Genomic DNA, 22,634 nt, shown 5'->3' with positions numbered 1-22,634 from the left:
CGTTCCGCTTCCTTCACCGCTCCCGATCCCCCGCCCTGTCGGCACGCCCGAGGCACTCACCGTGCCGTCGGCCCGGCCGCCATGTTCTCGCATCGCTCTCGCAGTGCTCGACGTGGACCGGCCGCTCGAAGTTCCGGGTCGTACCGATCGGCCCGGTCAGCCGGGGTAGGCCGGAGCCACCGCCGCTTCGAGCACCCGCCGGGACTGCCCGGTTCCGTCCGCCGGAACGGTCCACAGATCCGCCCCGAAGTCGCCGGGAAGCGCGTAGAGCAGGGTCGAGGCGTCCGACCAGACCGCCTGGTCGTCGATGCTGCGCTGCTCGGCGGTGGCGGTCTCGGTCATGGTGGCGAGGTCGAGCACGTAGAGCCGCCAGGGCGCGTCCTCGGGCAGGCCGGGGACGCGCCGCTTGTACGCGATCCGGGTGCCGTCCGGGGAGAGCGAGGGGCACTCGACGTTCTGGTGGAGGGTGGTGAGGCGGCGGGCGGCGAGGTCGCCGCGGACGAGGTAGGTCTGGCCGCCGGTGGCCAGGGTGGCGTAGAAGAGGTCGTCGTCGGCGAAGGTGACCCCCCAGATGTTGACGTCGTGCGCCTGGTACGGGCGGCCGTCCTTGATCACGTCGAAGGTCTCCAGGTTGTCCCGGAGGTTCCCGTCGCGGACGTCGACGATCGAGGTCCGGGTGGAGAAGTCGGTACCCGCGTAGGAATCCCCGCTGACGAAGACCGTCCAGGCGGCGAGGTGGCCGGAGGGTGAGACCCGGGAACGGGTCGGGATGCCGGCGGCCGGGAAGGAGCGGAGTTCGCGCAGGTGGTCGTCGAGCAGGACGGCCCGGTAGCTGTCCTGCAGCGTCCCGCGCTCGGCCTGGAGGCAGACGCCCGTCCCGGCCGCCGCGTAGAAGCGCAGGCACTGGACGCCGGAGGCGGTGCGCGGGCCGTCGGGGTGGTCGGCGGGGACGGTGGCGAGCTCGTCGCGGTGCGGCCCCCAGGCGAGGTTGCGGAACACCAGCTGCCGTCCGTCGGAGGGTCGGCCGAGCGAGACCGGGCCGGTGGTGACGACCGGCCCGCCGGGCTGCGCCTGGTCCCGGCGGGCCGAGCGGTCGGCGGCGTACAGCACGGCGCCGGTGCCGACCGCGCCGAGCAGCAGGACGGCCACCAGCAGGATCAGCACCCTGGTACGGCCGGGGAGTCGGGTCATGAGAGCACCTCGGAGTCGGATCCGGCGCCGGGCCGGGCGTCACGGAGCACGAAGGCCGCCCCGAGCACGCACCCGGCCAGCGCGACCGCCGACCAGGCCAGCGCGGCGGTGCCGCCCACCGCGCTCCACAGGGCACCGAACACCAGCGAGCAGGCGAACCGGGCGAGCGCCTGCCCGGTGCCGACCAGGGCGAGCCCGGCGCCGCGCTGTTCGGCCGGCACCGCGTCGGCCGCGGCGGCGGCGAGCACACCGTCGGTCGCCGCGTAGAACGCGCCGTGCAGCACCAGCACGCCGAGCACCGCGGGCAGCCCGTCCAGCGGCGAGAGCAGCAGCCCGTACGCGAGCAGCAGGAGGCCGTGCCCGGCCAGGAAGAGCCGGCGGCGGCCGATCCGGTCGGCGAGCGCCCCGAGCGGGACGGCGAGCAGCAGGAAGGCGGCGGCCGTGCCGAGCGGCAGCAGCGGGAAGAGGTCGGTGGCGAGGCCTAGCCTGCGCTGCACCAGCAGATAGAGGAAGGAGTCACTGACGGTGGTCAGCCCGAGCAGCACCGCGCAGAGCGCCAGCCGGCGCAGCGCGGGCCTCCGCAGCAGGGCGAGGCCTTCACGCAGCGAGGGAGCGGTAGTTGACGCTGCGTCAGCCTGCTGCCGGTTCGGCACGAACAGCAGCAGGACCAGCACCCCGAGCACCGCCACACAGGCACTGACCGCGAACACCGCGTCGTAGCCGTGCCGTTCGCCGCCGTCGGCGAGCAGCGGGCCGCCGGCGAGGCGCAGCACCAGGAACGCGGTGAGCGGTCCGAGCAGCGCGCCCGCCGTGTCCATCGCCCGGTGGACGCCGAACGCCCGCCCCCGGTGCTCGGGTTGGGTCGCCAGCGAGATCATCGCGTCCCGGGGCGCGGTGCGCAGACCCTTGCCGGTGCGGTCGACGGCGAGCACGGCACCGATCAGCGGCACGGTGTGGACGAGCAGCAGCAGCGGTTTGCAGAGCGCCGACAGGCCGTAGCCGACCGCCGCGACCGCCTTGTGCCGGGCCGCGCCGTCCGCGCCGCGCCGGTCGGCGAGATGGCCGCCGGCCAGCCGGACCAGCGCGCTGAACCCGTTCTGGATGCCGTCCAGCAGGCCGAAGCCGAGCGGGGAGAGGCCGAGCCCGGTGAGCAGGTAGAGCGGCAGGACGGCGCTGACCATCTCGGAGGAGACGTCGGTGACCAGGCTGACGGTGCCCAGGACCAGCACGGTGCCGGGCACGGCGGCGGCCCCCCTCCGCCCCGGCCGGTCGGCCGGGGCGGAGGGGGCCTTGGAACCGCGGGATTCCGCGACGTACACGGGCGTCAGTTCCAGATGCCGGTGATGGTGGCGGCGGAGGCGGCGTTGCCCGCGTGGCTGCTCAGCCCGGCGAGGTCCTCCAGGGTGCGCAGCACGTTGTAGTGGTTGTAGGTGGTGGCGGTGGTGCTGCCGGGCGTGACGTGCGCGCCGTAGAAGAGGGTCGGGATACGGTTGCCGGAGAGCTTGTTGTCCTCGTCGAAGGTGAGCACGAGGAGGCTGTTGTGGCTCTGGGCCCAGGCCGCGTACGCGCCGAGCTTGTTCTTGACCCAGGTGTCGCCGGTGGAGACCGAGCAGTCGTGCATGTCGTTGCAGAGGTCGGGCACGACGAAGGAGACCTTCGGCAGCGTGGTGTAGTCGGCCGGGAACTGCGCGAAGGTGTACGCGCTGCTGGTCGGCACGTTGTTGAAGCCGAACCACGGGTTGTGCTTCTGGGCGTAGTTGCCGCTGCTGCAGGTGGTCGAACCCTGGCTCGGCAGGCCCTCGTTGTAGCTGGCCCAGGTCTGGCCGGCGGCGATCAGCTCGGAGCCCAGGTTGGGGGCGGAGAGCGAGCCGACCGGCACGCAGCTGTCGTCCGTACGGCCCTGGGTGGCGCCGGAGAACAGCATGTAGTAGTTGGGCTCGCTGGGGTGGGTGAGCCCGTAGGACTGGGTGAGGGTGGCCCCGCCCGCCTTGAGGGTGCCGTTGATGTACGGCGCGCTGGAGCTGCCGACGACCTGCGAGTAGGCGTGGTTCTCCAGGACGACGACCACCACGTGGTCGGGCGCGGGCAGGGTGGCGGCCTGCGCGGTGCTGCCGGTGGCCGCCCAGAGGCCGAGCGAGCCGGCGACCAGGCCGAGGCCGGCCACGAGGGCGGTGAGCGTGCGGCGGGGGGCCGCCTCGGCGGTTCCTCCGGTGGCTCGTTCGGCGGTCTTCTCGGCGGTCTCTTCGGTGGTCTTCTCGGTGGCGCGGAATCGTGCGAAGGGCATGGTGGTGTCGTCCTCCGTGCGTCGGGACTTCCGGGTTCGGGATTTCCGGGGTTGGAGCGCCGCAAACAGTAGGAGCGCGGCGGTGTCGTGTACCGCACAAGGAAGGTGAAGAACAGACGAACACGGCGATGCCGTCCGCGGTGGCTGTCACAGCCGTCCCGATTGACCCGTCCGTCGCCGCCGTGGTGGGATTCCACGGGCGCCGCCTCCTCTGCGCGGCTTTGTCCCGGGGCCTCGCGGGGCCTCTCGCGGGGCCTCTCGCGGGGCGTCCCGCGAAGCCCGTCAAGCCCGTCGCGCTAGGGAGCGGAACGTGATCGGTCTGGTCGCCGTGACCGCGGCGGGCCGCCCGCTCGCCGAGGAGCTGCACGCGGCCTGGCCGGACGGCAGCGTGGTCGTCCCGGCCGGGCGCGACGCGGACGGGGACCCTCGGGAGATCCTGGACCTCGCGCTGGGCGGCGGCCGGAGACTGGTCTGCTTCGCGCCCGTCGGTCTCGTCGTGCGACTGCTCCTCGACGCGGCCCCCGGCCTGTCGGAGCGGCCCGCCGTGGTCTGCGTCGATCTCGAACGCCGCTTCACCGTCTCGCTGACCGGGGGTCCCGGGGGAGCGGGCGGAGGCGCTGACGGGGGTGCGGCGGCCGACGGGGGCGCGGGCGGCGACGGGGGCGCCGACGAGCTGGCCGGGGAGGTGGCGGCCGTCCTCGGCATCTGGCCGGTGGTCACCGACGGGCCCGCGGCCGACCCGCTCGCCGACGCGACGGAAGCACCCGGCCGCCCCACCGCGCTCCCGGCCCGCCCCGGCGGCCTGCCGCCCCTCCCGCGCCGCAGAGACCTGGTCATCGGGATCGGCGCCCGCCAGGCGACCGAACCCCCGGAGGTGGCCCGGCTCATCCGCCGGACGCTGCTGGAGGCCGGACTGTCCAGCCGCTCCGTCGCCCGGCTCGCGACCCTGGACGGCAAGGGCGACCACCCCGCCGTCCGCTGGGCCTCCGCCCGGATGGGCCTGCCGGTGGACGAGCACCCGGCCGACACGCTGGCGGCCGTCGCGGTGCCGAACCCGTCCGCCGCCGTCGGCAGCGCGGTCGGCACCATGAGCGTGGCGGAGGCCGCCGCGCTGGCGAGTGCGCCGGGTGGCGAGCTCGTCGTCGCCAAACGCAAGTCGGCGACGGCGACGGTCGCGGTGGCCCGCGCCGCGGTGCGCGGCCGGCTCGCCGTCGTCGGCCTGGGCCCCGGGGAGCACGACCTGCTCGTCCCCCGTGCCCTGGCGGAGCTGCGGCGCGCGACGGTGGTGGTCGGCGAACCCGGCGCGGTCGAGCGGATCGCCGGACTGCTGCGGCCGGGAACACGGCGGTCCGCCGTCCCGGACGGCTGTGCGGAGCTCGCCGTCGCACTCGCCTCGCAGCGGCAGGCCGTCGCCCTGGTCGCGCTCGGGGACGGCGCCTCGTACACGCCGCCGCCCGGGCCGTACGAGCTGCACCGCGTCCCCGGTCTGCCCCTTCCGCCCCCTCCCCCCGTTCCCCCCGTAGGAGACCTCTCATGACCACCGCTGGGCCCGACCTCCGCCACCACGGCGACGCCGAGGTGCGCACCGACGGGCTCGGTCTGGTCGACCTCGCCGTCAACGTCCGGACCGGCACGCCCCCGTCGTGGCTGCGCGAGCACCTCGCGGCGACCCTCGGAGGTCTCGCCGCCTACCCCGACCAGACCGCCGCCCGGGCCGCCGTCGCCGCCCGGCACGGCCGGCCGGTGGAGGAGGTGCTGCTGACCTCGGGCGCGGCGGAGGCGTTCGTGCTGCTGGCCCGCGTCCTGGCGGCACGTCATATCGTCGTGGTGCACCCGCAGTTCACCGAGCCCGAGGCGGCGCTGCGGGACGCCGGGCACGAGGTGGACCGGGTGCTGCTCGCTCCCTCGGACGGCTTCCGGCTGGGATCCGTGCCTCCCACCGCGGACCTGGTCGTGCTCGGCAACCCGACCAACCCGACCTCCGTCCTGCACCCGGCCGCCGCCGTCGCCGCCCTCGCCCGGCCCGGCCGGACCCTGGTGGTGGACGAGGCGTTCATGGACACCGTGCCCGGCGAGCGCGAATCCCTCGCCGCCGTCCGGGACCTGCCCGGCCAGGTGGTCGTCCTGCGCAGCCTCACCAAGACCTGGGGCCTGGCCGGCCTGCGGATCGGCTACGCCCTCGGCCCGGCGCCGCTGATCGCCGCCCTCGGCGCCGCCCAGCCGCTCTGGCCGGTCTCCACCCCCGCCCTGGCCGCCGCCGAGGTGTGCAGTGCCCCCGCCGCCCTCGCCGAGGCCGAGCGGGCCGCCGCCGAACTGGGCGTCCACCGGGACCACCTGCTGAAGGGGCTCGCCGCGTTCCCGTCCGTCCGGGTGCACGGCGAGCCGGCCGCCTCCTTCGTGCTGATCCGGCTGCCCGGCGCGGCCGTCGTCCGCGAGCGCCTGCGGGACGCCGGCTTCGCCGTCCGCCGGGGCGACACCTTCCCCGGCCTCGGCCCGGACTGGCTGCGCATCGCCGTCCGGGACGAGGAGACGACCGACCGGTTCCTCACCGCCCTGGCCGGCGTCCTCAGCACAGACTGACCGCGCCCCCACCGCCACCCGCCCGGCGGCCACCACTCGCGCACAGACACCGGCGCGGGGCATCGGCGCCATGCCCTCCGGCGGCACCAGCCGGTTCCGCTCGGCGAGCACCCGCGGCGCGGCCGTGCTGCGCGGCAGCGGCCCGCGGGTGTCCCCCCACCCTCATACCGCCGCCCACTCCTTCAGCGTCGCGAAGTCGCCCTCCCGCAGGCCGAGTCTGGGATCGATGCGGAGGGTGAGGGCGCGGCCCGGGTGGTGGGCCGCTGTCCACGCGGTGTCCTGCGGCCCCAACTCGTCGTCCACCCAGGCGAACGGCCGCCCGGCCGCCCGGGCGACGAGGCATCTGGTCTTCCAGTGCAGCCCGTCCGGATCCTCCCGGTGCGGCTCCGGCCAGTCCACGAACGGCAGCTGCGGCAGCCCGAGCAGCGGTGCGATCCAGGCATTCGCCTCGTCCATCCAGGTGGTGGCCCAGACCAGCTCGTACGGCAGCGCGAGCAGCTCCGGCCCGTGCACCGGGTTGAGCCACAACCGCAACGGCCGCACGTACTCGGCGGGCCCGCGCGGGAACCGGGACACCCAGGAGTCCGGCTTCACCCGGTGGGTGAGGTACCCCTCCGGCCGCTTGTGCGGCTTCGCGGCATACGGATTCAGCGGACCGTCGACGTCGAGGAGGAGCAGTGGTGGCGGCATGCCCCGCATCCTGACCCCGCCGCCCCGCCTCCGGCCACCCGTTTTCCGGCTGCCGCTTCGTCCGGTGGGCCTCCGGCCGGGCGACCGGTTCCTGCGGGCGGCCCGGTGCCGCGAGGTGGCCGGTGTTCCGGAGCGGCTCGAAGGTCCCGACCGCTGAGCGGTCGGGACCGAACGCACCTTTGGGCCCTAGGAGTTCAGGTGGATTCCGATCGTCAGGAACGCCTGGACGAGGGGGACCTGGGGGACGGCCGGGGAGACGACCTGGGAGGCGTAGTGGACGATGACCAGGTCGAGTGCGGGGGAGATGAAGAGCCGCTGGCCGTGGATGCCGCTCGCCATGAAGGAGCCGTACGGGTCGTTGGGGATCCACCACAGGTCGTGGTAGGAGAGGGTGGCCGGCGCGTCGGGGGGTGCGGCGGGGAAGCGGACCCGGCGGGGACAGCCGTCCGGGACGCCCGACACGATGGTTGACGCGACGGCCTCGGGAATGACCTGGCGGTCGCCGACGGCGCCGCCGCAGCGGATCATCTCGCCGAGCCTGGCCACGTCGCGCGCGGTGGCGCTGAATCCGCCGCAGGCGGACTCGTTCCCCTCGGCGTCGAGGATGTAGTAGGCGTCCTCCTCGGCGCCGATCCGGGTCCAGATCGTGTCGGACAGGTGCGCCGAGGTGGTGGTGCCGGTGACGCGGCGCAGGACTTCGGCGAGGGCTTCGACGTTGCCGTTCTCGTAGCGGAAGCCGGTGCCGGGTTCGCCGGTCGCCCGGGCCGTCGCGAGGTGTTCGCGGATGGTGGCCGGTCCGCTGTAGCCGAAGGGCCGCAGCTGGGGTGCCAGGACGGCGAAGTAGCGCTGGGCCTCCAGCGCCTTGTCGTAGGGTCGCCCCGCGTAGCTCATCCGGGTGCCCATGTGGAGCAGGTGGTCGACCGTGGCGTCGCCGAAGGCGGTGCCGGCGAGTTCGGGGACGTACGTCGAGACCTCGGCGTCGCGGTCGAGCCGTCCTTCGTGGACGAGGACGGCCGCCAGCAGGCCCAGGTAGGACTTGGCGGCCGAGGCGTTGAAGTGGGGTACGTGGGGCTCGTAGCCGTGCAGGTACTGCTCGTGGACGACGCTGCCCCGGTGCAGGACGAGCAGGGCGTCGGTCTCGGCCTCGGCGAGCAGCCGCGCGAGTGTCAGCGTACGGCCCTGCGGCCCGGCGAAGGCGAGACCGTCGAGCGCGCCGGACGGTGCGCCGGGCAGGTCCCGGGCCGGGCCTCGGCCCCGCCAGACACCACGGCTGGGAACGGTCTCCCGGCCGGACGTCGTATGGCGGCGGGCCCAGGACGGGTCCGTGAATCCGCGGGCCCAGGCGAGGTCGGACAGTGGGGGCATGACGGGCATGCGGCAGCTCCGCTCTTCTCATGCGTGCCTTCCGGGCTCGTTACCGTACATCGCGTCTGGTAAATCGACCAGGGACGGCAGGGTGCGGTGAGAGACGGAAGGGTGCGGTGAGATGAGCGGGCCCTACGGCACCAGGTCCAGGGCCCCCGGAGCATCCGAGGGCGCCAGCCCCGTGGCCCACACCCGCCCGTAGACGGACAGGTCGCGCAGGTGGGCGGTGATGTCGGCGGCGCTGTAGCCGGTGTCGCTCTCCACCCACCAGGCCAGCACGCCGATGAGCTCGCCGGTCCAGGCCCGCGCGACGAGGTCGAGCGGGATCCGCGGCGTCACTCCGAGCTGTGCGACCCGCTCACGGAACGCGGCCTCGGCGTGCGCACGGATGAGCTCGGTGAACTCGCGCAGCGCCCGCCCGTCGCCCTCCCCCCGCAGGATCACCTGGTAGACCGGCCGTTCCTGCGCGGCGTGCTCGAAGATGTACTTCACCGGCAGTCCGGTGAAGCCCTGGGCGTGCGCCTGCCGGACCGCCGGCAGGAGGCGCTCGCGGTCTTCGGCGAGGTCGCGGACGATGCCGACGAGCAGGTCCTCCTTGTCCCGGCAGTGCGCGTAGAAGGTGGCGCGGCCGACGTCCGCGCGCTCGGTGATCTCCTCGACCGTGATCGCCTGGAACCCCTTCTCCAGGGCGAGTTCCACCAGGGCTCGGCGCAACGCGGCGCGTGTCCGGCGAACGCGGCGGTCTCCCGCTGGCTTCATGTCCACATCGTTTCCTTCTGGTCCGGACCGTTGACCCGACCCTAACGCTGCCCTTAGGTTGCCGGACACCAAACTAGTTACCGAACAAAGAGTTCGGAATCTCTGTGGAGGTGCGATGAATCTCGGGCGATACGTGCGCCGGGCGGCCGGCCATCACCCCGACGCCGAAGCCGTGGTCTGCGGGCCTGTCCGGCTGACCTACGCGGAACTCGACGACCACAGCGACCGGCTCGCGACCGCGCTGCGCGAGCTGGGGCTGAACAGGGGTGACCGGGTCGCGACGCTCGCGGCCAATCGTGCCGAACTCGTCGTCACCGAAGTGGCGCTGTACAAGGCCGGACTGGCCCGCGCACCTGTCAACGCGCGCCTCGGCGACGCCGAAGTGGCCCATCTGCTCCGCGAGTCCGAAGCCCGGGTCCTGCTCACCGACGCCGGCCATCTGGACACGGCCCGCGCGGCGGTGCCCGGCACGGAGGTGAAGACCGTCCTCGGCTACGACGGTCCCGGCGATCTGGGCCCGGGCTACGCGGACACGCTGGCCGACGCCGCCGGCGGGGCCGTCGACGTCGACTGCGACGAGAGGGACATCGCCGTCCTGCACTTCACCTCCGGCTCCACGGGCCGGCTCAAGGCGGCGGTCCAGACGTACGGCAACCGGCTGGCGCTGATACGCAAGTCGGTGATGAACGCGGACACCCGGATCGGCCCGGGAGAGCGGCAGATCCTCGCCGGCCCCGTGACCCACGCCTCCGGCATGCCGCTGATGGGCGTCTTCTTCGCCGGCGGCTGCGCGGTCGTCCTGCCGCGCTGGGACGCCGAGGAGTTCCTCGCCACCGTCCAGCGGGAGCGCGCCACCCACGCCTTCGTCGTACCGACCATGGTCAACACGGTGCTCGCGCTCCCGAACGCCCGCGACTACGACCTCTCCAGCCTGCGTCAGCTGATCTACGGCGCCGCGCCCATGTCACCGGCCCGCATCCGCGCCGCCTGGGACCTGTTCGGGCCCGTGCTCTCCCAGGGATACGGCTGCGGGGAGACCACCTCCGGGGTCCTGTTCCTCTCCACCGAGGACCATCGGCGGGCGATCGACGGCGAGGACGAGGAACTGCTCCTGTCCTGCGGGCGCCCGCTCGCCGAGGCCGACGTCCGGATCGTCGACGAGGCGGGCGCGCAGGTGCCCGACGGCGGGATCGGCGAGATCGCCGTCCGCGGCCCCGATGTCGTCCCCGGCTACCACAACGAGCCGGCGCTGACCGCCGAATCCTTCCGCGACGGCTGGTTCCTCACCGGAGACCTCGCCCGCCGCCGGTCCGACGGCTACGTCTTCATCGTCGACCGCAAGAAGGACATGATCATCTCCGGCGGGTTCAACATCTACGCCGTCGAGGTGGAATCCGTCCTTCACCAGCACCCGGACGTCTACGAGGCCGCCGTCGTCGGCGTCCCGGACGACCGGTGGGGCGAGGCCGTCAAGGCCGTGGTCGTCCCCCGCGCCGGCGCCGTGCTCACCGAGACGCAACTCGTCGGGTTCTGTGCCGAACGGCTGGCCCGCATGAAGAAGCCCCGCTCCGTCGACTTCGTCGCGGCCCTGCCCCACAACCCCAACGGCAAGATCGACCGCCGCGCGATCCGCGAGCCGTACTGGGCGGGCGCCGAGCGCCGCGTCCACTGACCCTCCGAGCCCGCCTGACGCACCCCCAGGAACAGGAACCGCACCCATGCCCTACACCCTCGAACCCTCCTACGAGGACAACCCCCGCCTCCAGGACCTCGTCGTCCGGCTGCGCGGCTACCTCGCCGACGAACTCATCCCCTACGAACGCGAGCACGGCATCACCCCCGAGAGCAGGCTCGACCGCGCCACCCTCGAACGCGTCTGGAAGCGCAGCGGCGAACTCGGCTTCTACGGCATCAGCCTGCCGCCCGAACTCGGCGGCCAGGGCCTGGGCTTCACCGAACTGTGCGCCCTGAAGGAGGAACTGACCGCCTCCGGAGCCGCCCTGTCGCACTCCGTCCTCGGAGACCTGGGCGGGCCGCTGCGGGTGGGCGCCATCGTGAAGTACGCCACCGAATACCAGCTGGAGCGCTACCTCCTGCCGGTGATCCGCGGCGAACGCGCCTGCTGCTTCTCCCTCACCGAGCAGGACGCCGGCTCCGACGTGCGGCGCATGACCACCACGGCCGTCCCCGACGGCGACAGCTACGTCCTCAACGGGCACAAGGTCTTCAGCTCCGCCGCCCCCTTCGCCGACTTCGCGATCGTCGTCGCCCGCATGGCCGGCACGGACGAGGCGTACAGCGCCTTCCTGGTCGACCTCGACAGCCCCGGCTGCCAGGTCCTCGACGGAGAAGTCCCCATGTCCGGCCAGCAGATGGAAGGAGACCTGCTCCTCGAGGACTGCCGCGTCCCGGCGGCCAACCTGCTCGGCGAGATCGGCCAGGGCCTGCGCATCGGCATCGGCCGCATCACCCTCAACCGGCTGCTCCACTGCCCCTCGCTGATCGGCGCCGCCCGGCGCGCCTGGGACCTCTCCGTGGCCCACTCCAAGAGCCGGGTCGCGTTCGGGCAACCGCTGCTCGCGCTCCAGGCCATCCAGCACAAGCTCGCCGAGATGGCCACCGACATCTACGCGGCCCGCTCCATGGTCACGGCCACCGCCGCCCGCGCCGACCTCGGCGCGAACATCGCGGTGGAGGCCAACATGTGCAAGCTGTTCACCTCCGAGGCGTGCTTCCGCGTCGCGGACCAGGCCGTCCAGATCCACGGCAAGGCCGGTCTGACCCGCGGTCACGAGGTCGAGCAGATCTTCCGCACCCTGCGGATGTTCCGGATCGTCACCGGAACCACCGAGATCCACAAGAACGCCATCGTCAAGGCACTTGTCTGACCGGGCACTCCCCACCCCGGGAAGCAGAGGCCGCCGGGCGTACACCCGTACGCCCGGCGGCCCCGACACACGCAAGCCCGCCTCCCCGGAACTCTGCCCCCTCACTGTCCGGGGCCGCCCGGCCCGACCACGGTGGCCCGTCGGCATCACGACCCCCTGCTCCACCCCCACCCGCAGGAGTCACCCATGGCACCCCACCCCACCGCTCCCCCGCTCGGCCGGACCGACGCCGTGGCCACCGATCCCCCGTACGACCGCCGTCGCGCCTGGCTGATCACCGCCATGATCGTGACCTTCATGGTCATCAACTTCGCCGACAAGTCCGTCCTGGGTCTCGCCGCCCTCCCGATCATGGACGAGCTGCACATCGACAACAGCACCTACGGCCTGGTCTCCAGCTCCTTCTCCCTGCTCTTCAGCCTCTCCGGCCTCGTCGTCGGCTTCCTCTCCACCCGGATATCCAGCCGAACGCTCCTGTTCGCCATGACCATGCTGTGGGCCGTCGCACAGCTGCCGGTCCTGCTCGCCGCCACCGTGCCCGCGCTGATCGCCGGCCGCGCCCTCCTCGGCGCCGCGGAGGGCCCCGCCGCGTCCATGTCCATGCACGCGCTGTACAAGTGGTTTCCCCCGAACCGCCGCGGCCTGCCCTCGGCCCTGCAGATCGGCGGTGCGGCCCTCGGCACGCTCATCGCGGCGCCCGTCCTCACCTGGGTCATCACCGGATTCGGCTGGCGGGCGGCCTTCGCCGCGCTCGCCGTCGTCAGCGCGATCTGGGGCCTGCTCTGGTGGCGGGTGGGCCACGACGGCCCGTTCGACCACGCCCGCACCACTCCTGTCACGGGTGGCACGCCGGGGGCCAGGCTCCCCTACCGCCGGTTGCTGACCACCGGCACCGTGCTGGGCAGCATCTCCAGTGCCTTCGGTGCCGCGTGGGCCCTCTCCCTCAGCCAGTCATGGCTTCCCGCCTACCTCCGAACCGAACTCGGGATGAGCCCGAAGGCCGCCGCCACCACCATCAGCGCCGTCTCCGCCTTCAGCCTCGTTCTGCTGCTGGCCGTCTCCCCGCTCATGGACGCGCTCAAGTCCCGTGGCGTGTCGAGCCGTTGGTCGAGCGGCGCCGCTCAGGGCAGCGCGGTCTGCGTGGCGGGCTGCGCGATGGCCGCCCTCCCGCTCGCCGACGCCGCCCTTCCCCGCCTGCTCCTGATCGCGCTCGCCTTCGGCACCGTCGCCATCGCGATCCCCCTGCACTACATGACCGCCGCCGAGGTCGTCCCCACCGCCCAGCGAGGCGCCCTCTTCGGTATCGTCGCCGCCACCGGCACCCTCCCCGGCCTCCTCGCGCCCTTCCTCACCGGCCGCCTCCTCGACACCGCGGACGATCCCGCCTCGGGCTACCGCACCGCATTCCTCATCGCCGGCCTCGTGATGACGGTGGCGGGAACACTCGCCCTCATCGCCATCCGCCCCGAACGCGACGCCCGGCGCCTGGAACTGGACACACCCGGGAGTCCATGACGAATCGAGGTCCCGCCGGAGGGCCGGCTCGTAGGCGGGAGGTCTGGTGGACGGCCCTCGCCGCCGCGCCAGGGGTAGCACTCCGCCGGGCGGCGGAGCGCTACCCCTGCGGCCGGTGGACGTACAGGGCGGGCAGGTTGACCACGATCGCCTCCTGGGTGGAGCGGGCGATGACGACCACGGCCTCCTCCCCGTCCGGGTTCTCCTCCCGGTGGGGGACGAAGGGCGGGATGAAGACGTAGTCGCCGGGAGCGGTGCGGATCCGCTCCTCCGCGCCGTCCTCCCGCAGGAAGACGAACTCGGGCCGACCGCTGACCACGTAGATCGCCGTCTCGGAGTCGCCGTGGTGGTGGTCGCCGGAGGAGGTGGCGGGGGCGACGTGGGTCTGCCCCATCCAGAGGCGTTCGGCGCCGACGCTCGCACCACTGACGGCGGCGAAGCGGCGCATGCCGCCGGTCTGGGCGGTGCCCGCGTCGAGGTTCCCGGCCGGGATGTGGTGGACACTGGAGGCGGCGGCGGGCGGCAGGTCGGGGTGGAAGGCGTCGGTCACGGCCGGCTCCACAGGTTGCGGGCGGCCAGCAGCGGCAGCACGCCCTCGCCGAACCAGTACGCCTCCTCCAGGTGCGGCATCCCGGAGAGCACGAACTCGTCGATGCCCAGCTCGTGGTACTCGGTGACGAGGTCGGCGACCTCGCGGTGGCTGCCGACCAGTGCCGTGCCCGCGCCACCGCGCAGCAGGCCGATGCCCGCCCACAGGCCGGGGTGGATCTCCAGCCGTTCCGCCGAGCCGCCGTGCAGCGCGAGCATCCGCCGCTGGCCCTCCGACTCGCTTTCGGCGAGGGCCCGTTGGGTCGCGCGGATGCGTCCCGGGTCCATCGCGGCGAGCAGCCGCTCCGTCTCGGCCCAGGCCTGCGCGGAGGTGTCCCGGGTGATGACGTGCAGACGGATGCCGAAGCGGACCACCCGGCCCCGGGCGGCGGCGAGTTCACGGATCCAGGCGATCTTCTCCCGTACCTGGCCGGGCGGTTCGCCCCAGGTCAGGTAGACGTCGGCGTACCGGGCGGCGATCTCGCCGGCCGCCGGGGAGGAGCCGCCGAAGTAGACGGGCGGCACCGGGTCGGGCAGCCGGTTCAACGTGGCGCGCTCGACGCGCAGATGGGGGCCGTCGTGGTCGACGGTCTCCCCCGCCCAGAGCCGCCGGGTGATGGAGAGGAACTCCCCGGTCCTGGCGTAGCGCGCGTCCTTGTCCAGGAAGTCCCCGTACGCCCGCTGCTCGGCCGACTCGCCGCCGGTCACCACGTTGAGCAGCAGCCGTCCGCCGGACTGCCGTTGGTAGGTCGCCGCCATCTGCGCGGCCAGCGTCGGGCTGAGCTGCCCGGGCCGGAACGCCACCAGGTACTTGAGCCGATCGGTGACCTGGGTCAGCATCGCCGTCGTCAGCCAGGCGTCCTCGCACCACGCGCCGGTCGGCGTCAGCACCCCCTCGAAGCCCAGCTGTTCGGCGCTGCGGGCTATCTGTCCCAGGTAGGCGACGCTCGGCGGCCGGTCCGACCCGGCCGTCCCGGGCGTCGAGCCGTGCCCGCCGCCGACGACGTGCCGGCTGTCGCCGTTGGTGGGGAGGAACCAGTGGAAGGTGAGGGACATGGGCGTACGCTCCTGTGCCGGGCATGCGTGCCTGAAGGGTGAACTCGAAGGACGGTTCAGGGACGACAGGCGGCCGCGCAGACCCGCACCAGGTCCACGTGCAGACGGCGCACGAGGGGGTGGCGGGCGGGAGCGGTCATGCAGGCGATTATGCCCGACCCGGCCCGGAACGACCCGGCCCAGCGCGAACACGGCCCGGCCCGGCACGAACACGGCCGCCGGCCCTCCCCGTGGGGAAGGCCGGCGGCCGTGGCGGAGCGGGGCGGATCAGACCTGGCCGGCCTTCTCCAGGGCGGCGCAGCAGGTGTTGATCAGGAGCCGGGTGACGACGTAGGGGTCGACGTTGGCGTTCGGGCGGCGGTCCTCGATGTAGCCCTTCTGGTCCACCTCGACCTGCCACGGGATGCGGACCGAGGCGCCGCGGTCGGAGACGCCGTAGCTGTAGACGTTCCACGGGGCGGTCTCGTGCTTGCCGGTCAGGCGGGACTGGATGTCGTCACCGTACTGGCTGACGTGCTCCAGCACCGTCTCCTGGGAGGCACCGAGCGACTCGCAGGCGGTGATGATCGCGTCGTAGCCCTCGCGCATCGCCTTGGTGGAGAAGTTGGTGTGCGCGCCCGCGCCGTTCCAGTCGCCGCGGACCGGCTTGGCGTCGAGGGTGGCGTCGATGCCGAACTCCTCGGCGGTGCGGTAGAGCAGGTAGCGGGCGATCCACATGTCGTCCGAGGCGGTCAGCGCGTCGACCGGGCCGATCTGGAACTCCCACTGGCCGGGCATGACCTCGGCGTTGATGCCGCAGATGGCCAGGCCGGCGTCGATGCAGCGGTCGAGGTGCAGTTCGACGATCTCGCGGCCGAAGACCTCCTCGGCGCCGACGCCGCAGTAGTAGCCGCCCTGCGGGGCCGGGAAGCCGCCGTCGGGGAAGCCGAGCGGGCGGGCGCCCTTGAAGAAGGTGTACTCCTGCTCGATGCCGAAGATCGACTCCTGCGCGGCGTACTGCTCGGCCACGGAGCGGAGCAGCGCGCGGGTGTTGGACTCGTGCGGGGTGCCGTCGGTCTCCAGCACCTCGCAGAGGACGAGGATGTTGTCGCCGCCGCGGATCGGGTCCGGCACGACCCTGACCGGGTCGAGCACGCGGTCCGAGGCGTGGCCCTTGGCCTGGTTGGTGGAGGAACCGTCGAAGCCCCAGGTGGGGATCTTGTCGGCGTTCGGCAGGACCCGAGTCTTGGAGCGGAGCTTGGCGGTCGGCTTCGTGCCGTCGATCCAGATGTACTCGGCCTTGATTGCCACGGCGGTGAACCTCGCAAACTGAGTGGTGGGTGCCCGCGTAGCGTTGCAAGCCGCCGTTTCCCGGTTGTTCCTCTCATGTAACACGCAGGTGAACCAACCGTCCGCATTGGTGCGGTCACGGTGCGAGAGTGCCGCCGCCGGGCACCCCCGCACCGCGGCGCCGGTGCCGGTGGCGTCAGCGGCGGCGGGCGTGGGCGGCCCGGCGGCGGCGGGTGGCCCAGAGGGCGCAGCCGCCGCCCGCGACCAGGGCGGCGGCTCCGGCGGCCAGCGGGCCGGTGGCGTCGCTGCCGCCGGTGGCGGCCAGATGCTCCCCGGGGGCCGCGGCGGCCCCGGTGGCGGCCTGCGGGACGGTGGCCGGGCGGGTGGCGGCCGGGGTGGTGGCCGCTGTGACGGCGGTCGTCGCGGTGCCGTCCGCGACGGGCTGGACGGTCGGGGTCGCCGTCGGGGTGGCGGAGGCGGGCGGGGCGGTCGGCTTCTCGCAGCTCACCGAGGCGACGGTGATCTTCCCGGTCACCTTGGCGACGTTCAGGTTGAGCGGGTTCACCTCGACCCGCACCTCCAGTGCGGAGGCGGCGGCGGTGGTGGAGGTGGTGGTGCGCTTGGAGAACTCGACCGAGACGCTGCCGACCAGCGGGACGTCCACCGCGGTCGGACCGTACAGGCTGAGGGTGACCGGCTTGCCGAGGACGGTGAGCCGGGCGGGCGCGGTGACGTTCGCCGTGGGCTGCCCGTCGACCGGACAGGTGACCTCGGAGCTGAGCGCCTCCAGGCCGAGCAGGGTGGTGAGCGGCAGGCCGGGTGCGTGCACGTCGGCGTTGACCAGCTGGACGGAGGCGGTGGCGCCCTTGGCGTCGGCCCTGGTCACCGACTTGCCGATGTCGGCCTTGACCAGGGTGATCGGCCCCCGCTGGTCGACGCCGTCCACCGTGGCGGTGAGCACCGAGCCGTCGCGCTGGGCCGGGGTCTCGACCTTGTTGAGCGCGACGTTCACCGGGACGTCCACCGTCTTGTTCAACAGGCTGACGTGCAGGTCGAGTTCGGCGGTGACGGCGCGCGCCCTGCCGGGTTTGGCAGCCGCCGGGGCGGTGGGCTCGGCAGCGTGCGCGAACGGCGCGGCGAGCAGGGCCGGGACCACCACCCCGGCGGCGACGGAGGCGGAGAAGGAGACGGAACGCGAAGAAGACATGGCGGTACCCCCACGGATGGCGATGCGGTGGAGCGCGCCTCCGACGTCACCCACGACAGGGCGGGGAAAGGGGTCGGCGCTCCGAACGACGAGCCGCCAGTCTTCTCGAACAATCCGTCACATGAGTCACACAGAAAGTCATTTCACTCGTTCGAGTGAGAATCCAGGTTGACGCTCAGTGCCGGCCCCCGCCGACGCGCTACGGCAGCCGCCAGTCCACCGGCTGCGCCCCCTGCCGCACCAGCAGCTCATTGGCCCGGCTGAACGGCCGCGAGCCGAAGAAGCCGCCGTTCGCCGAGTACGGGCTCGGGTGCGCGGACTCGATCGCCGGCACCTCCCCCAGCAGCGGGCGCAGATTGCGGGCGTCGCGCCCCCAGAGGATCGCGACCAGCGGGCCGCCGCGGGCCACCAGCGCCCGGATCGCCTGCTCGGTGACCTCCTCCCAGCCCTTGCCCCGGTGCGCGGCGGGCTTGCGCGGAGCCGTGGTCAGGGCCCGGTTCAGCAGCAGCACGCCCTGCTGCGTCCACGGCGTGAGGTCGCCGTTGGACGGCTGCGGCAGGCCGAGGTCGTTGCCGTACTCCTGGAAGATGTTGATCAGGCTGGCCGGGATCGGCCGCACCTCGGGCCCCACCGAGAAACTGAGCCCGACGGCGTGCCCGGGCGTCGGGTACGGGTCCTGCCCGACGATCAGCACCCGCACCGAGGCGAAGGGCTGCTGAAAGGCGCGCAGGACGTTCGGCCCGGAGGGCAGGTACGTGCGGCCGGCGGCCAGCTCCGTGCGCAGGAAGTCGCCCATGGCGGCGACCCGCCCGGCGACCGGCTCCAGGGCGGTGGCCCAACCGGGCTCGACGATCTCGTTCAGTGGACGCGGTGCCATGGGCGCCACCCTATCGGCCTACACCGACAGGTCGTTCCCCTGCACGCCACCGAAAGGATCATGACGGGGGGCGCGGAGAGGATCACCCCACCGGACGCCCCCTCAGCACCACCACCCGCGGGTCCGCCAGCACCCGGACGTCCGCGCGCGGGTCCTCGTCGTACACCACGAAGTCCGCCGACGCGCCCTCCTCCAGCCCGGGCCGGCCCAGCCACTCCCGCGCCCCCCAACTGGCCGCCGACAGCGCCTCGGCCGGGGTGAGCCCCGCCTTCACCAGCTCGGCCACCTCCTCGGCGACCAGGCCGTGGGCCAGCGAGCCGCCCGCGTCCGTGCCGACGTAGACCGGGATGCCCGCGTCGTGCGCCGCGCCGACGGTGTCGTACCGGCGCGCGTGCAGCCGGCGCATGTGCGCGGACCAGGCCGGGAACTTGGCCTCGCCGCCGGCCGCGAGGCCCGGGAAGGTGGCGATGTTGACCAGGGTCGGGACGATCGCCACCCCGCGCTCGGCGAAGACCGGGATCAACTCCTCGGTGAGCCCGGTGGCGTGCTCGACGCAGTCGATGCCGGCCGCCAGCAGATCGGGCAGCGACTCGGCGGCGAAGCAGTGCGCGGTGACCCGGGCACCCTCCTCGTGCGCCGCCGCGATCGCCTCGGCCAGCGCGTCGCCCGGCCAGCAGGCGGCGAGGTCGCCGCGGTCACGGTCGATCCAGTCGCCGACCAGCTTCACCCAGCCGTCGCCGCGCCTGGCCTCGGCGCGGACGTACGCGGTGAGGTCGCCGGGCTCGATCTCGTGCGCGTAGTTGCGGATGTAGCGGCGGGTCCGGGCGATGTGGCGGCCGGCCCGGATGATCCGGGGCAGGTCCGCGCGGTCGTCGATCCAGCGGGTGTCGGCGGCCGAACCGGCGTCGCGGATCAGCAGGGTGCCGGCGTCACGGTCGGCGAGCGCCTGCTTCTCGCTGGTGGCCGCGTCCACCGCGCCGTGCGCGTCCAGGCCGACATGGCAGTGCGCGTCCACCAGACCGGGCAGCACCCAGCCGGTCACCGTCCGGACGTCCCCCGCGACGAGCGGGCGGACGAAGGTCACCTTCCCGTCCACCACCCAGAGTTCGTCCCGGACGTCCTCCGGGCCGACCAGTACCCGTCCCCTGACGTGCAGCACCGCACCATCGCTCATGGCCGCACTCTACCGAGGAGGCCGTTCCCTGTAAGCAGTGACAATGGTGCAGACTCGTTCCCGCCCGTACCGCCCGTGTTCACCCGTCACCACCATCCCCGAAAGGCCGGCCGCCACCGTGAGCCCCTTCCTCGACCTGCCCCCGCTCAGTGCCGCCGACTTCGCGGCGATCGAGGACCAGGTGGCCGCGCTGCTGCACACCGAAGCCGACGTGATCGTCACCCAGGGTGAGGCGCTGCTGCCGCTGGAGGCCGCGATCCGGAGCGCCGCGCACCCGGGCTCCACCGCGCTGAACATCGTCACCGGCCCGTACGGCCAGACCTTCGGCAACTGGCTGCGCGACTGCGGGGCCGAGGTCGTGGACCTCGCCGTGCCGTTCGACAGCGCGGTCACCGCCGAGCAGGTCGCCGCCGCCCTCCGGGAGCACCCGGCGATCGACTTCGTCTCCCTCGTCCACGCCGAGGCCGCCACCGGCAACACCAACCCGGTCGCCGGGATCGCCGCCGCCGTCCGCGAGCACGGCGCGCTGCTGATGCTGGACGCCGTCGCCTCGGTGGCCGCCGAGCCGCTGCTCACCGACGCCTGGGGCATCGACCTGTGCGTGATCGGCGGGCAGAAGGCGATGGGCGGCCCGGCCGGGGTCTCCGCCGTCTCGGTCTCCGAGCGCGCCTGGGAGCGGATCGCCGCCAACCCGGCCGCGCCGCGCCGCTCCTACCTCTCGCTGCTGGACTGGAAGGAGCGCTGGACGGACGCCGGCCGCGCCGTACTCCCGCACGCCCCCGCCCAGTTGGAGATGCTGGCACTCGGCGCCTGCCTGGACCGGATCAGCACCGACGGCCTGCCCGCCGTGATCGCCCGCCACCGCGCCGCCGCCTCCGCCACCCGCGCGGGCGTCCGCGCCCTCGGCACCCTCACCCCGTTCGTCCTCCGCGACGAGGACGCGGCCCCGGTCGCCACCACCCTGCGCACCCCGCCCGGCCTGCACGCCGCCGAGCTCGCCGCCCGCCTCGACCCGGCCCTCCCCGTCCAGCCGGGCGGCGGCGCGCTGGCCGCCGAGATGCTCCGCGTCAACCACTACGGCGCCGCGGCCACCCTGCCCACCGTCCGGGCCTGCCTGACCGCCCTGGCCGAGGCCACCGGCGCGGACGCCGGCCCGGCCCTGGCGGCGGCGGAGGCGGCCTGGCAGGCCGGCCACTCGCCCGAGTGAGGAAGGTTCGGCTCGGCAGGACCGGGCGGCGGTCATCAGCGGCCCGCCGGCTTCCGGCGCGGATGACCTGACCGGGCTCCGCGGCGGCCGGGTCACCCCGGTCGGGCTCTGACAGGACCCCCGGGCCGATGGCCCGGGGGTCCTGTCTCTCCGGACGCCGGACAGTTCGCGGATCGTTCATCTGCCCGGCACCCGGACCTCACCGGCGCCCGGCAGGCTCCCACCGAGGCGAAGTTGGCTATACAACTTTGCCAGTCGCCGAGGAGGAGACCCCATGTCCCAGCTGTCGCCGTACTGGCTGCGCGACAACTGCCCCTGTGCCGAGTGCCGCGACCAGCGCAACGGGCAGAAGCTGTTCCAGATCACCGACCTGCCGGACGGTCTCGCGATCGCCGCGCGCACCGAGTCCGACGGCGGCCTGGAGGTGCTCTGGTCGGACGGGCACCGGTCCCGCTACCCGCTGGAGTGGCTGGAGCAGCAGGGCGGGGGCGACGGCCGGACCGAGGCGGACAAGCGGCCCTGGACGGCGGCCGACTTCCGGCACGGCGTCCCGGAGGCGTCGTGGGAGGCCTACCTGGCCGATCCGGCCGAGCGGGCCGCGGTGCTCGGCGCCGTACGGCGGTCGGGCTTCGCGGTGCTGCGCGGGGTGCCGGCGGTCGAGCGGCAGGTGCTCGCGGTCGCCGGGACCTTCGGGTATGTGCGGGTGACCAACTACGGCGAGCTGTTCGACGTCCGCGTGGAGCCGGACCCGAACAACCTGGCCTTCACCAGCGTCGCGATCGCCCCGCACACCGACAACCCGTACCGGGACCCGGTGCCCACCCTCCAGCTGCTGCACTGCCTGGACAACTCCGCGCCGGGCGGCGACTCCGGGCTGGTGGACGGCTTCAAGGCGGCGGCCGTCCTGCGGGCCGAGGCGCCGGAGGACTTCGCCGTCCTGACCCGCACGCCCGTCCCGTTCGTCTTCCGCGACCGCGCCACCGAGCTGCGCGCCGACCGGCCGCTGATCGGTGTGGACCCGCTCGGCCGGATCCGGGAGGTGCGGTTCAACAACCGTTCGATCGGCACCCTGCGCGGGCCCGCCGAGGAGCTGGACGCCTTCTACGCGGCGTACCGGCGGTTCGCCGCGATCACCCTGCGGCCCGAGCTGCGGCTGGAGTTCCGGCTCGACCGGGGCGACTGCCTGATCTTCGACAACGTCCGTCTGCTGCACGCCAGGACCGCCTTCGAGCAGGACGGTTCGCGCCACCTCCAGGGCTGCTACGCCGACCTGGACTCGCTGACGAGCACCCTCGCGGTGCTGGACCGGCAGGCCGCCGCGCTGGACGAGCTCGCCGGGCTGTTCGCCGGCGAGGGCGCCGGGGAGTACCTGGGCGAGGCGGTCACCATGGCCGAGCACATGCTCCAGGCGGGTGCGCTGGCCGAGGCCGCCGGGGCCGCCCCGCACCTGGTCGCCGCCGCGCTGCTGCACGACGTGGGCCACTTCCAGGGGGCGCTGCACGGACGGGATCTGATGCTGGGTCAGGACAACCGGCACAGCGACACCGGGGCCCGGTGGCTGGAGCGGTGGTTCGGCCCGGAGGTGACGGAGCCGGTCCGGCTGCACGTGGCCGCCAAGCGCTACCTCTGCGCGGTCGAGCCCGGCTACCGCGCCAAGCTGTCGGAGGCCTCCGAGTACACCCTCCGGGTGCAGGGCGGCCCGATGAGCGCGGAACAGGCCGCCGCCTTCGCCGCCCTGCCGGGCGCGGCGGACGCGGTCGCCGTCCGCCGCTGGGACGAGCAGGCCAAGGAGGCGGACGCCGGGACGCCCGGCTTCGAGCACTTCCGGCCGCTGCTCGCCGCCCTGATGAGGTAGCGCGGCGGGGGGGGGGGGGGGGGGGGGGGGCCCCCCCCCCCCCCCCCCCCCCCCCGCGGGGCGCCCCCGCCGGCGGCCCCCCCCCCCCAAAAACCCCCCCCACCGCCACCACCCCAACCCCCACCCCCC

At 73.7% G+C, this 22,634-nt stretch carries 19 protein-coding genes; 7 read left to right on the top strand and 12 right to left on the bottom strand.

The features are described 5' to 3' along the window. Positions 1–156: 156 nt before the first annotated feature. Genes ACIP82_RS16695 through ACIP82_RS16685 form a run of 3 tightly spaced genes read right to left on the bottom strand, consistent with a single transcriptional unit; the run spans position 157 to position 3,475 of the window. The gene (locus tag ACIP82_RS16695; protein ID WP_400653950.1) at positions 157–1,191 is read right to left on the bottom strand and encodes a TolB family protein; all 1,035 of its coding nucleotides are present in this window, start codon (positions 1,189–1,191) and stop codon (positions 157–159) included. Further along, positions 1,188–2,510 carry an MFS transporter gene (locus ACIP82_RS16690; RefSeq protein ID WP_400653949.1) on the bottom strand — a complete coding sequence of 441 codons (1,323 nt, stop codon included), beginning with the start codon at positions 2,508–2,510 and terminating at the stop codon, positions 1,188–1,190. Before ACIP82_RS16690 ends, ACIP82_RS16695 begins: the two co-directional genes overlap by 4 nt. 5 nt (positions 2,511–2,515) lie before the next feature. Beyond that, positions 2,516–3,475: an alkaline phosphatase family protein gene (locus tag ACIP82_RS16685; protein WP_400653947.1), complete on the bottom strand. Its 960-nt coding sequence runs from the start codon at positions 3,473–3,475 to the stop codon at positions 2,516–2,518. Positions 3,476–3,785: 310 nt separating this feature from the next. Here ACIP82_RS16685 and ACIP82_RS16680 point away from each other — a divergent pair, with 310 nt between their 5' ends. Together ACIP82_RS16680 and cobC are read left to right on the top strand one after the other, a co-directional pair. Then, a complete protein-coding gene (locus tag ACIP82_RS16680) occupies positions 3,786–5,012 on the top strand; it encodes a cobalamin biosynthesis protein (RefSeq protein ID WP_400653945.1) in 1,227 nt (408 codons plus the stop codon). Next, positions 5,009–6,055, top strand: a complete 1,047-nt coding sequence (gene cobC / locus ACIP82_RS16675) for an Rv2231c family pyridoxal phosphate-dependent protein CobC (RefSeq protein ID WP_400653943.1) — start codon at positions 5,009–5,011, stop codon at positions 6,053–6,055. Before ACIP82_RS16680 ends, cobC begins: the two co-directional genes overlap by 4 nt. A gap of 162 nt (positions 6,056–6,217) precedes the next feature. Here cobC and ACIP82_RS16670 read toward each other — a convergent pair whose 3' ends face one another. The 3 genes from ACIP82_RS16670 to ACIP82_RS16660 all read right to left on the bottom strand — a co-directional run bounded on the left by ACIP82_RS16670 (position 6,218) and on the right by ACIP82_RS16660 (position 8,869). Next, entirely contained in the window at positions 6,218–6,745 is a 528-nt protein-coding gene (locus tag ACIP82_RS16670) for a hypothetical protein (RefSeq protein WP_400653941.1), read from the bottom strand. Between the two features lie 186 nt (positions 6,746–6,931). After that, positions 6,932–8,119 (bottom strand): serine hydrolase domain-containing protein, encoded by a 1,188-nt coding sequence (locus ACIP82_RS16665; protein ID WP_400653939.1) that lies wholly within the window; start codon positions 8,117–8,119, stop codon positions 6,932–6,934. A gap of 123 nt (positions 8,120–8,242) precedes the next feature. After that, positions 8,243–8,869 (bottom strand): TetR/AcrR family transcriptional regulator, encoded by a 627-nt coding sequence (locus ACIP82_RS16660; RefSeq protein ID WP_400653937.1) that lies wholly within the window; start codon positions 8,867–8,869, stop codon positions 8,243–8,245. Positions 8,870–8,984: 115 nt separating this feature from the next. Here ACIP82_RS16660 and ACIP82_RS16655 point away from each other — a divergent pair, with 115 nt between their 5' ends. The 3 genes from ACIP82_RS16655 to ACIP82_RS16645 all read left to right on the top strand — a co-directional run bounded on the left by ACIP82_RS16655 (position 8,985) and on the right by ACIP82_RS16645 (position 13,272). Further along, positions 8,985–10,541, top strand: coding sequence for a long-chain fatty acid--CoA ligase (locus tag ACIP82_RS16655; protein WP_400653935.1), 1,557 nt, complete (start codon positions 8,985–8,987; stop codon positions 10,539–10,541). Between the two features lie 46 nt (positions 10,542–10,587). Beyond that, complete coding sequence (locus tag ACIP82_RS16650) at positions 10,588–11,757, top strand: acyl-CoA dehydrogenase family protein (protein ID WP_363607993.1); 1,170 nt, start codon at positions 10,588–10,590, stop codon at positions 11,755–11,757. 186 nt (positions 11,758–11,943) lie between these two features. After that, complete coding sequence (locus tag ACIP82_RS16645; RefSeq protein WP_363607994.1) at positions 11,944–13,272, top strand: MFS transporter; 1,329 nt, start codon at positions 11,944–11,946, stop codon at positions 13,270–13,272. Positions 13,273–13,372: 100 nt separating this feature from the next. Here ACIP82_RS16645 and ACIP82_RS16640 read toward each other — a convergent pair whose 3' ends face one another. The 6 genes from ACIP82_RS16640 to ACIP82_RS16615 all read right to left on the bottom strand — a co-directional run bounded on the left by ACIP82_RS16640 (position 13,373) and on the right by ACIP82_RS16615 (position 19,443). Beyond that, positions 13,373–13,822 (bottom strand): cupin domain-containing protein, encoded by a 450-nt coding sequence (locus ACIP82_RS16640; protein ID WP_400653932.1) that lies wholly within the window; start codon positions 13,820–13,822, stop codon positions 13,373–13,375. After that, complete coding sequence (locus tag ACIP82_RS16635; RefSeq protein ID WP_400653930.1) at positions 13,819–14,916, bottom strand: LLM class flavin-dependent oxidoreductase; 1,098 nt, start codon at positions 14,914–14,916, stop codon at positions 13,819–13,821. Before ACIP82_RS16635 ends, ACIP82_RS16640 begins: the two co-directional genes overlap by 4 nt. Before the next feature lie 267 nt (positions 14,917–15,183). Then, complete coding sequence (glnII, locus tag ACIP82_RS16630; protein WP_400653928.1) at positions 15,184–16,206, bottom strand: glutamine synthetase; 1,023 nt, start codon at positions 16,204–16,206, stop codon at positions 15,184–15,186. Between the two features lie 175 nt (positions 16,207–16,381). Next, positions 16,382–17,392 (bottom strand): SCO1860 family LAETG-anchored protein, encoded by a 1,011-nt coding sequence (locus tag ACIP82_RS16625; RefSeq protein WP_400653926.1) that lies wholly within the window; start codon positions 17,390–17,392, stop codon positions 16,382–16,384. A 199-nt stretch (positions 17,393–17,591) separates the two neighbouring features. Then, positions 17,592–18,269 carry a uracil-DNA glycosylase gene (locus tag ACIP82_RS16620; protein ID WP_363608006.1) on the bottom strand — a complete coding sequence of 226 codons (678 nt, stop codon included), beginning with the start codon at positions 18,267–18,269 and terminating at the stop codon, positions 17,592–17,594. Between the two features lie 82 nt (positions 18,270–18,351). Further along, positions 18,352–19,443 carry an amidohydrolase family protein gene (locus ACIP82_RS16615; protein ID WP_400653923.1) on the bottom strand — a complete coding sequence of 364 codons (1,092 nt, stop codon included), beginning with the start codon at positions 19,441–19,443 and terminating at the stop codon, positions 18,352–18,354. Between the two features lie 43 nt (positions 19,444–19,486). On the opposite strand from ACIP82_RS16615, the gene ACIP82_RS16610 reads away from it, so the two are divergent. Next, positions 19,487–20,650 (top strand): pyridoxal-phosphate-dependent aminotransferase family protein, encoded by a 1,164-nt coding sequence (locus ACIP82_RS16610; protein ID WP_400653921.1) that lies wholly within the window; start codon positions 19,487–19,489, stop codon positions 20,648–20,650. A gap of 274 nt (positions 20,651–20,924) precedes the next feature. Continuing rightward, positions 20,925–22,505: a phosphonate degradation HD-domain oxygenase gene (locus ACIP82_RS16605; RefSeq protein WP_400653920.1), complete on the top strand. Its 1,581-nt coding sequence runs from the start codon at positions 20,925–20,927 to the stop codon at positions 22,503–22,505. The last annotated feature ends 129 nt before the right edge of the window (positions 22,506–22,634 follow it).

Source organism: Kitasatospora sp. NPDC088548 (assembly GCF_044753005.1).
GTDB lineage: Bacteria > Actinomycetota > Actinomycetes > Streptomycetales > Streptomycetaceae > Kitasatospora.
Note: the sequence above shows the minus strand (reverse complement) of the source record. Positions and strands in the feature narration are given on the sequence as shown.

Bases quoted from the DNA above. Each gene is read 5' to 3' on its own strand.
- ACIP82_RS16615 (WP_400653923.1), bottom strand. From the start codon at position 19,443: ATGAGCGATGGTGCGGTGCTGCACGTCAGGGGACGGGTACTGGTCGGC.
- ACIP82_RS16645 (WP_363607994.1), top strand. From the start codon at position 11,944: ATGGCACCCCACCCCACCGCTCCCCCGCTCGGCCGGACCGACGCCGTG.
- ACIP82_RS16605 (WP_400653920.1), top strand. From the start codon at position 20,925: ATGTCCCAGCTGTCGCCGTACTGGCTGCGCGACAACTGCCCCTGTGCC.
- ACIP82_RS16695 (WP_400653950.1), bottom strand. From the start codon at position 1,191: ATGACCCGACTCCCCGGCCGTACCAGGGTGCTGATCCTGCTGGTGGCC.
- ACIP82_RS16635 (WP_400653930.1), bottom strand. From the start codon at position 14,916: ATGTCCCTCACCTTCCACTGGTTCCTCCCCACCAACGGCGACAGCCGG.
- ACIP82_RS16650 (WP_363607993.1), top strand. From the start codon at position 10,588: ATGCCCTACACCCTCGAACCCTCCTACGAGGACAACCCCCGCCTCCAG.
- ACIP82_RS16610 (WP_400653921.1), top strand. From the start codon at position 19,487: ATGGTGCAGACTCGTTCCCGCCCGTACCGCCCGTGTTCACCCGTCACC.
- ACIP82_RS16625 (WP_400653926.1), bottom strand. From the start codon at position 17,392: ATGTCTTCTTCGCGTTCCGTCTCCTTCTCCGCCTCCGTCGCCGCCGGG.
- ACIP82_RS16665 (WP_400653939.1), bottom strand. From the start codon at position 8,119: ATGCCCGTCATGCCCCCACTGTCCGACCTCGCCTGGGCCCGCGGATTC.
- ACIP82_RS16670 (WP_400653941.1), bottom strand. From the start codon at position 6,745: ATGCCGCCACCACTGCTCCTCCTCGACGTCGACGGTCCGCTGAATCCG.
- ACIP82_RS16660 (WP_400653937.1), bottom strand. From the start codon at position 8,869: ATGAAGCCAGCGGGAGACCGCCGCGTTCGCCGGACACGCGCCGCGTTG.
- ACIP82_RS16685 (WP_400653947.1), bottom strand. From the start codon at position 3,475: ATGCCCTTCGCACGATTCCGCGCCACCGAGAAGACCACCGAAGAGACC.
- ACIP82_RS16655 (WP_400653935.1), top strand. From the start codon at position 8,985: ATGAATCTCGGGCGATACGTGCGCCGGGCGGCCGGCCATCACCCCGAC.
- cobC (WP_400653943.1), top strand. From the start codon at position 5,009: ATGACCACCGCTGGGCCCGACCTCCGCCACCACGGCGACGCCGAGGTG.
- ACIP82_RS16620 (WP_363608006.1), bottom strand. From the start codon at position 18,269: ATGGCACCGCGTCCACTGAACGAGATCGTCGAGCCCGGTTGGGCCACC.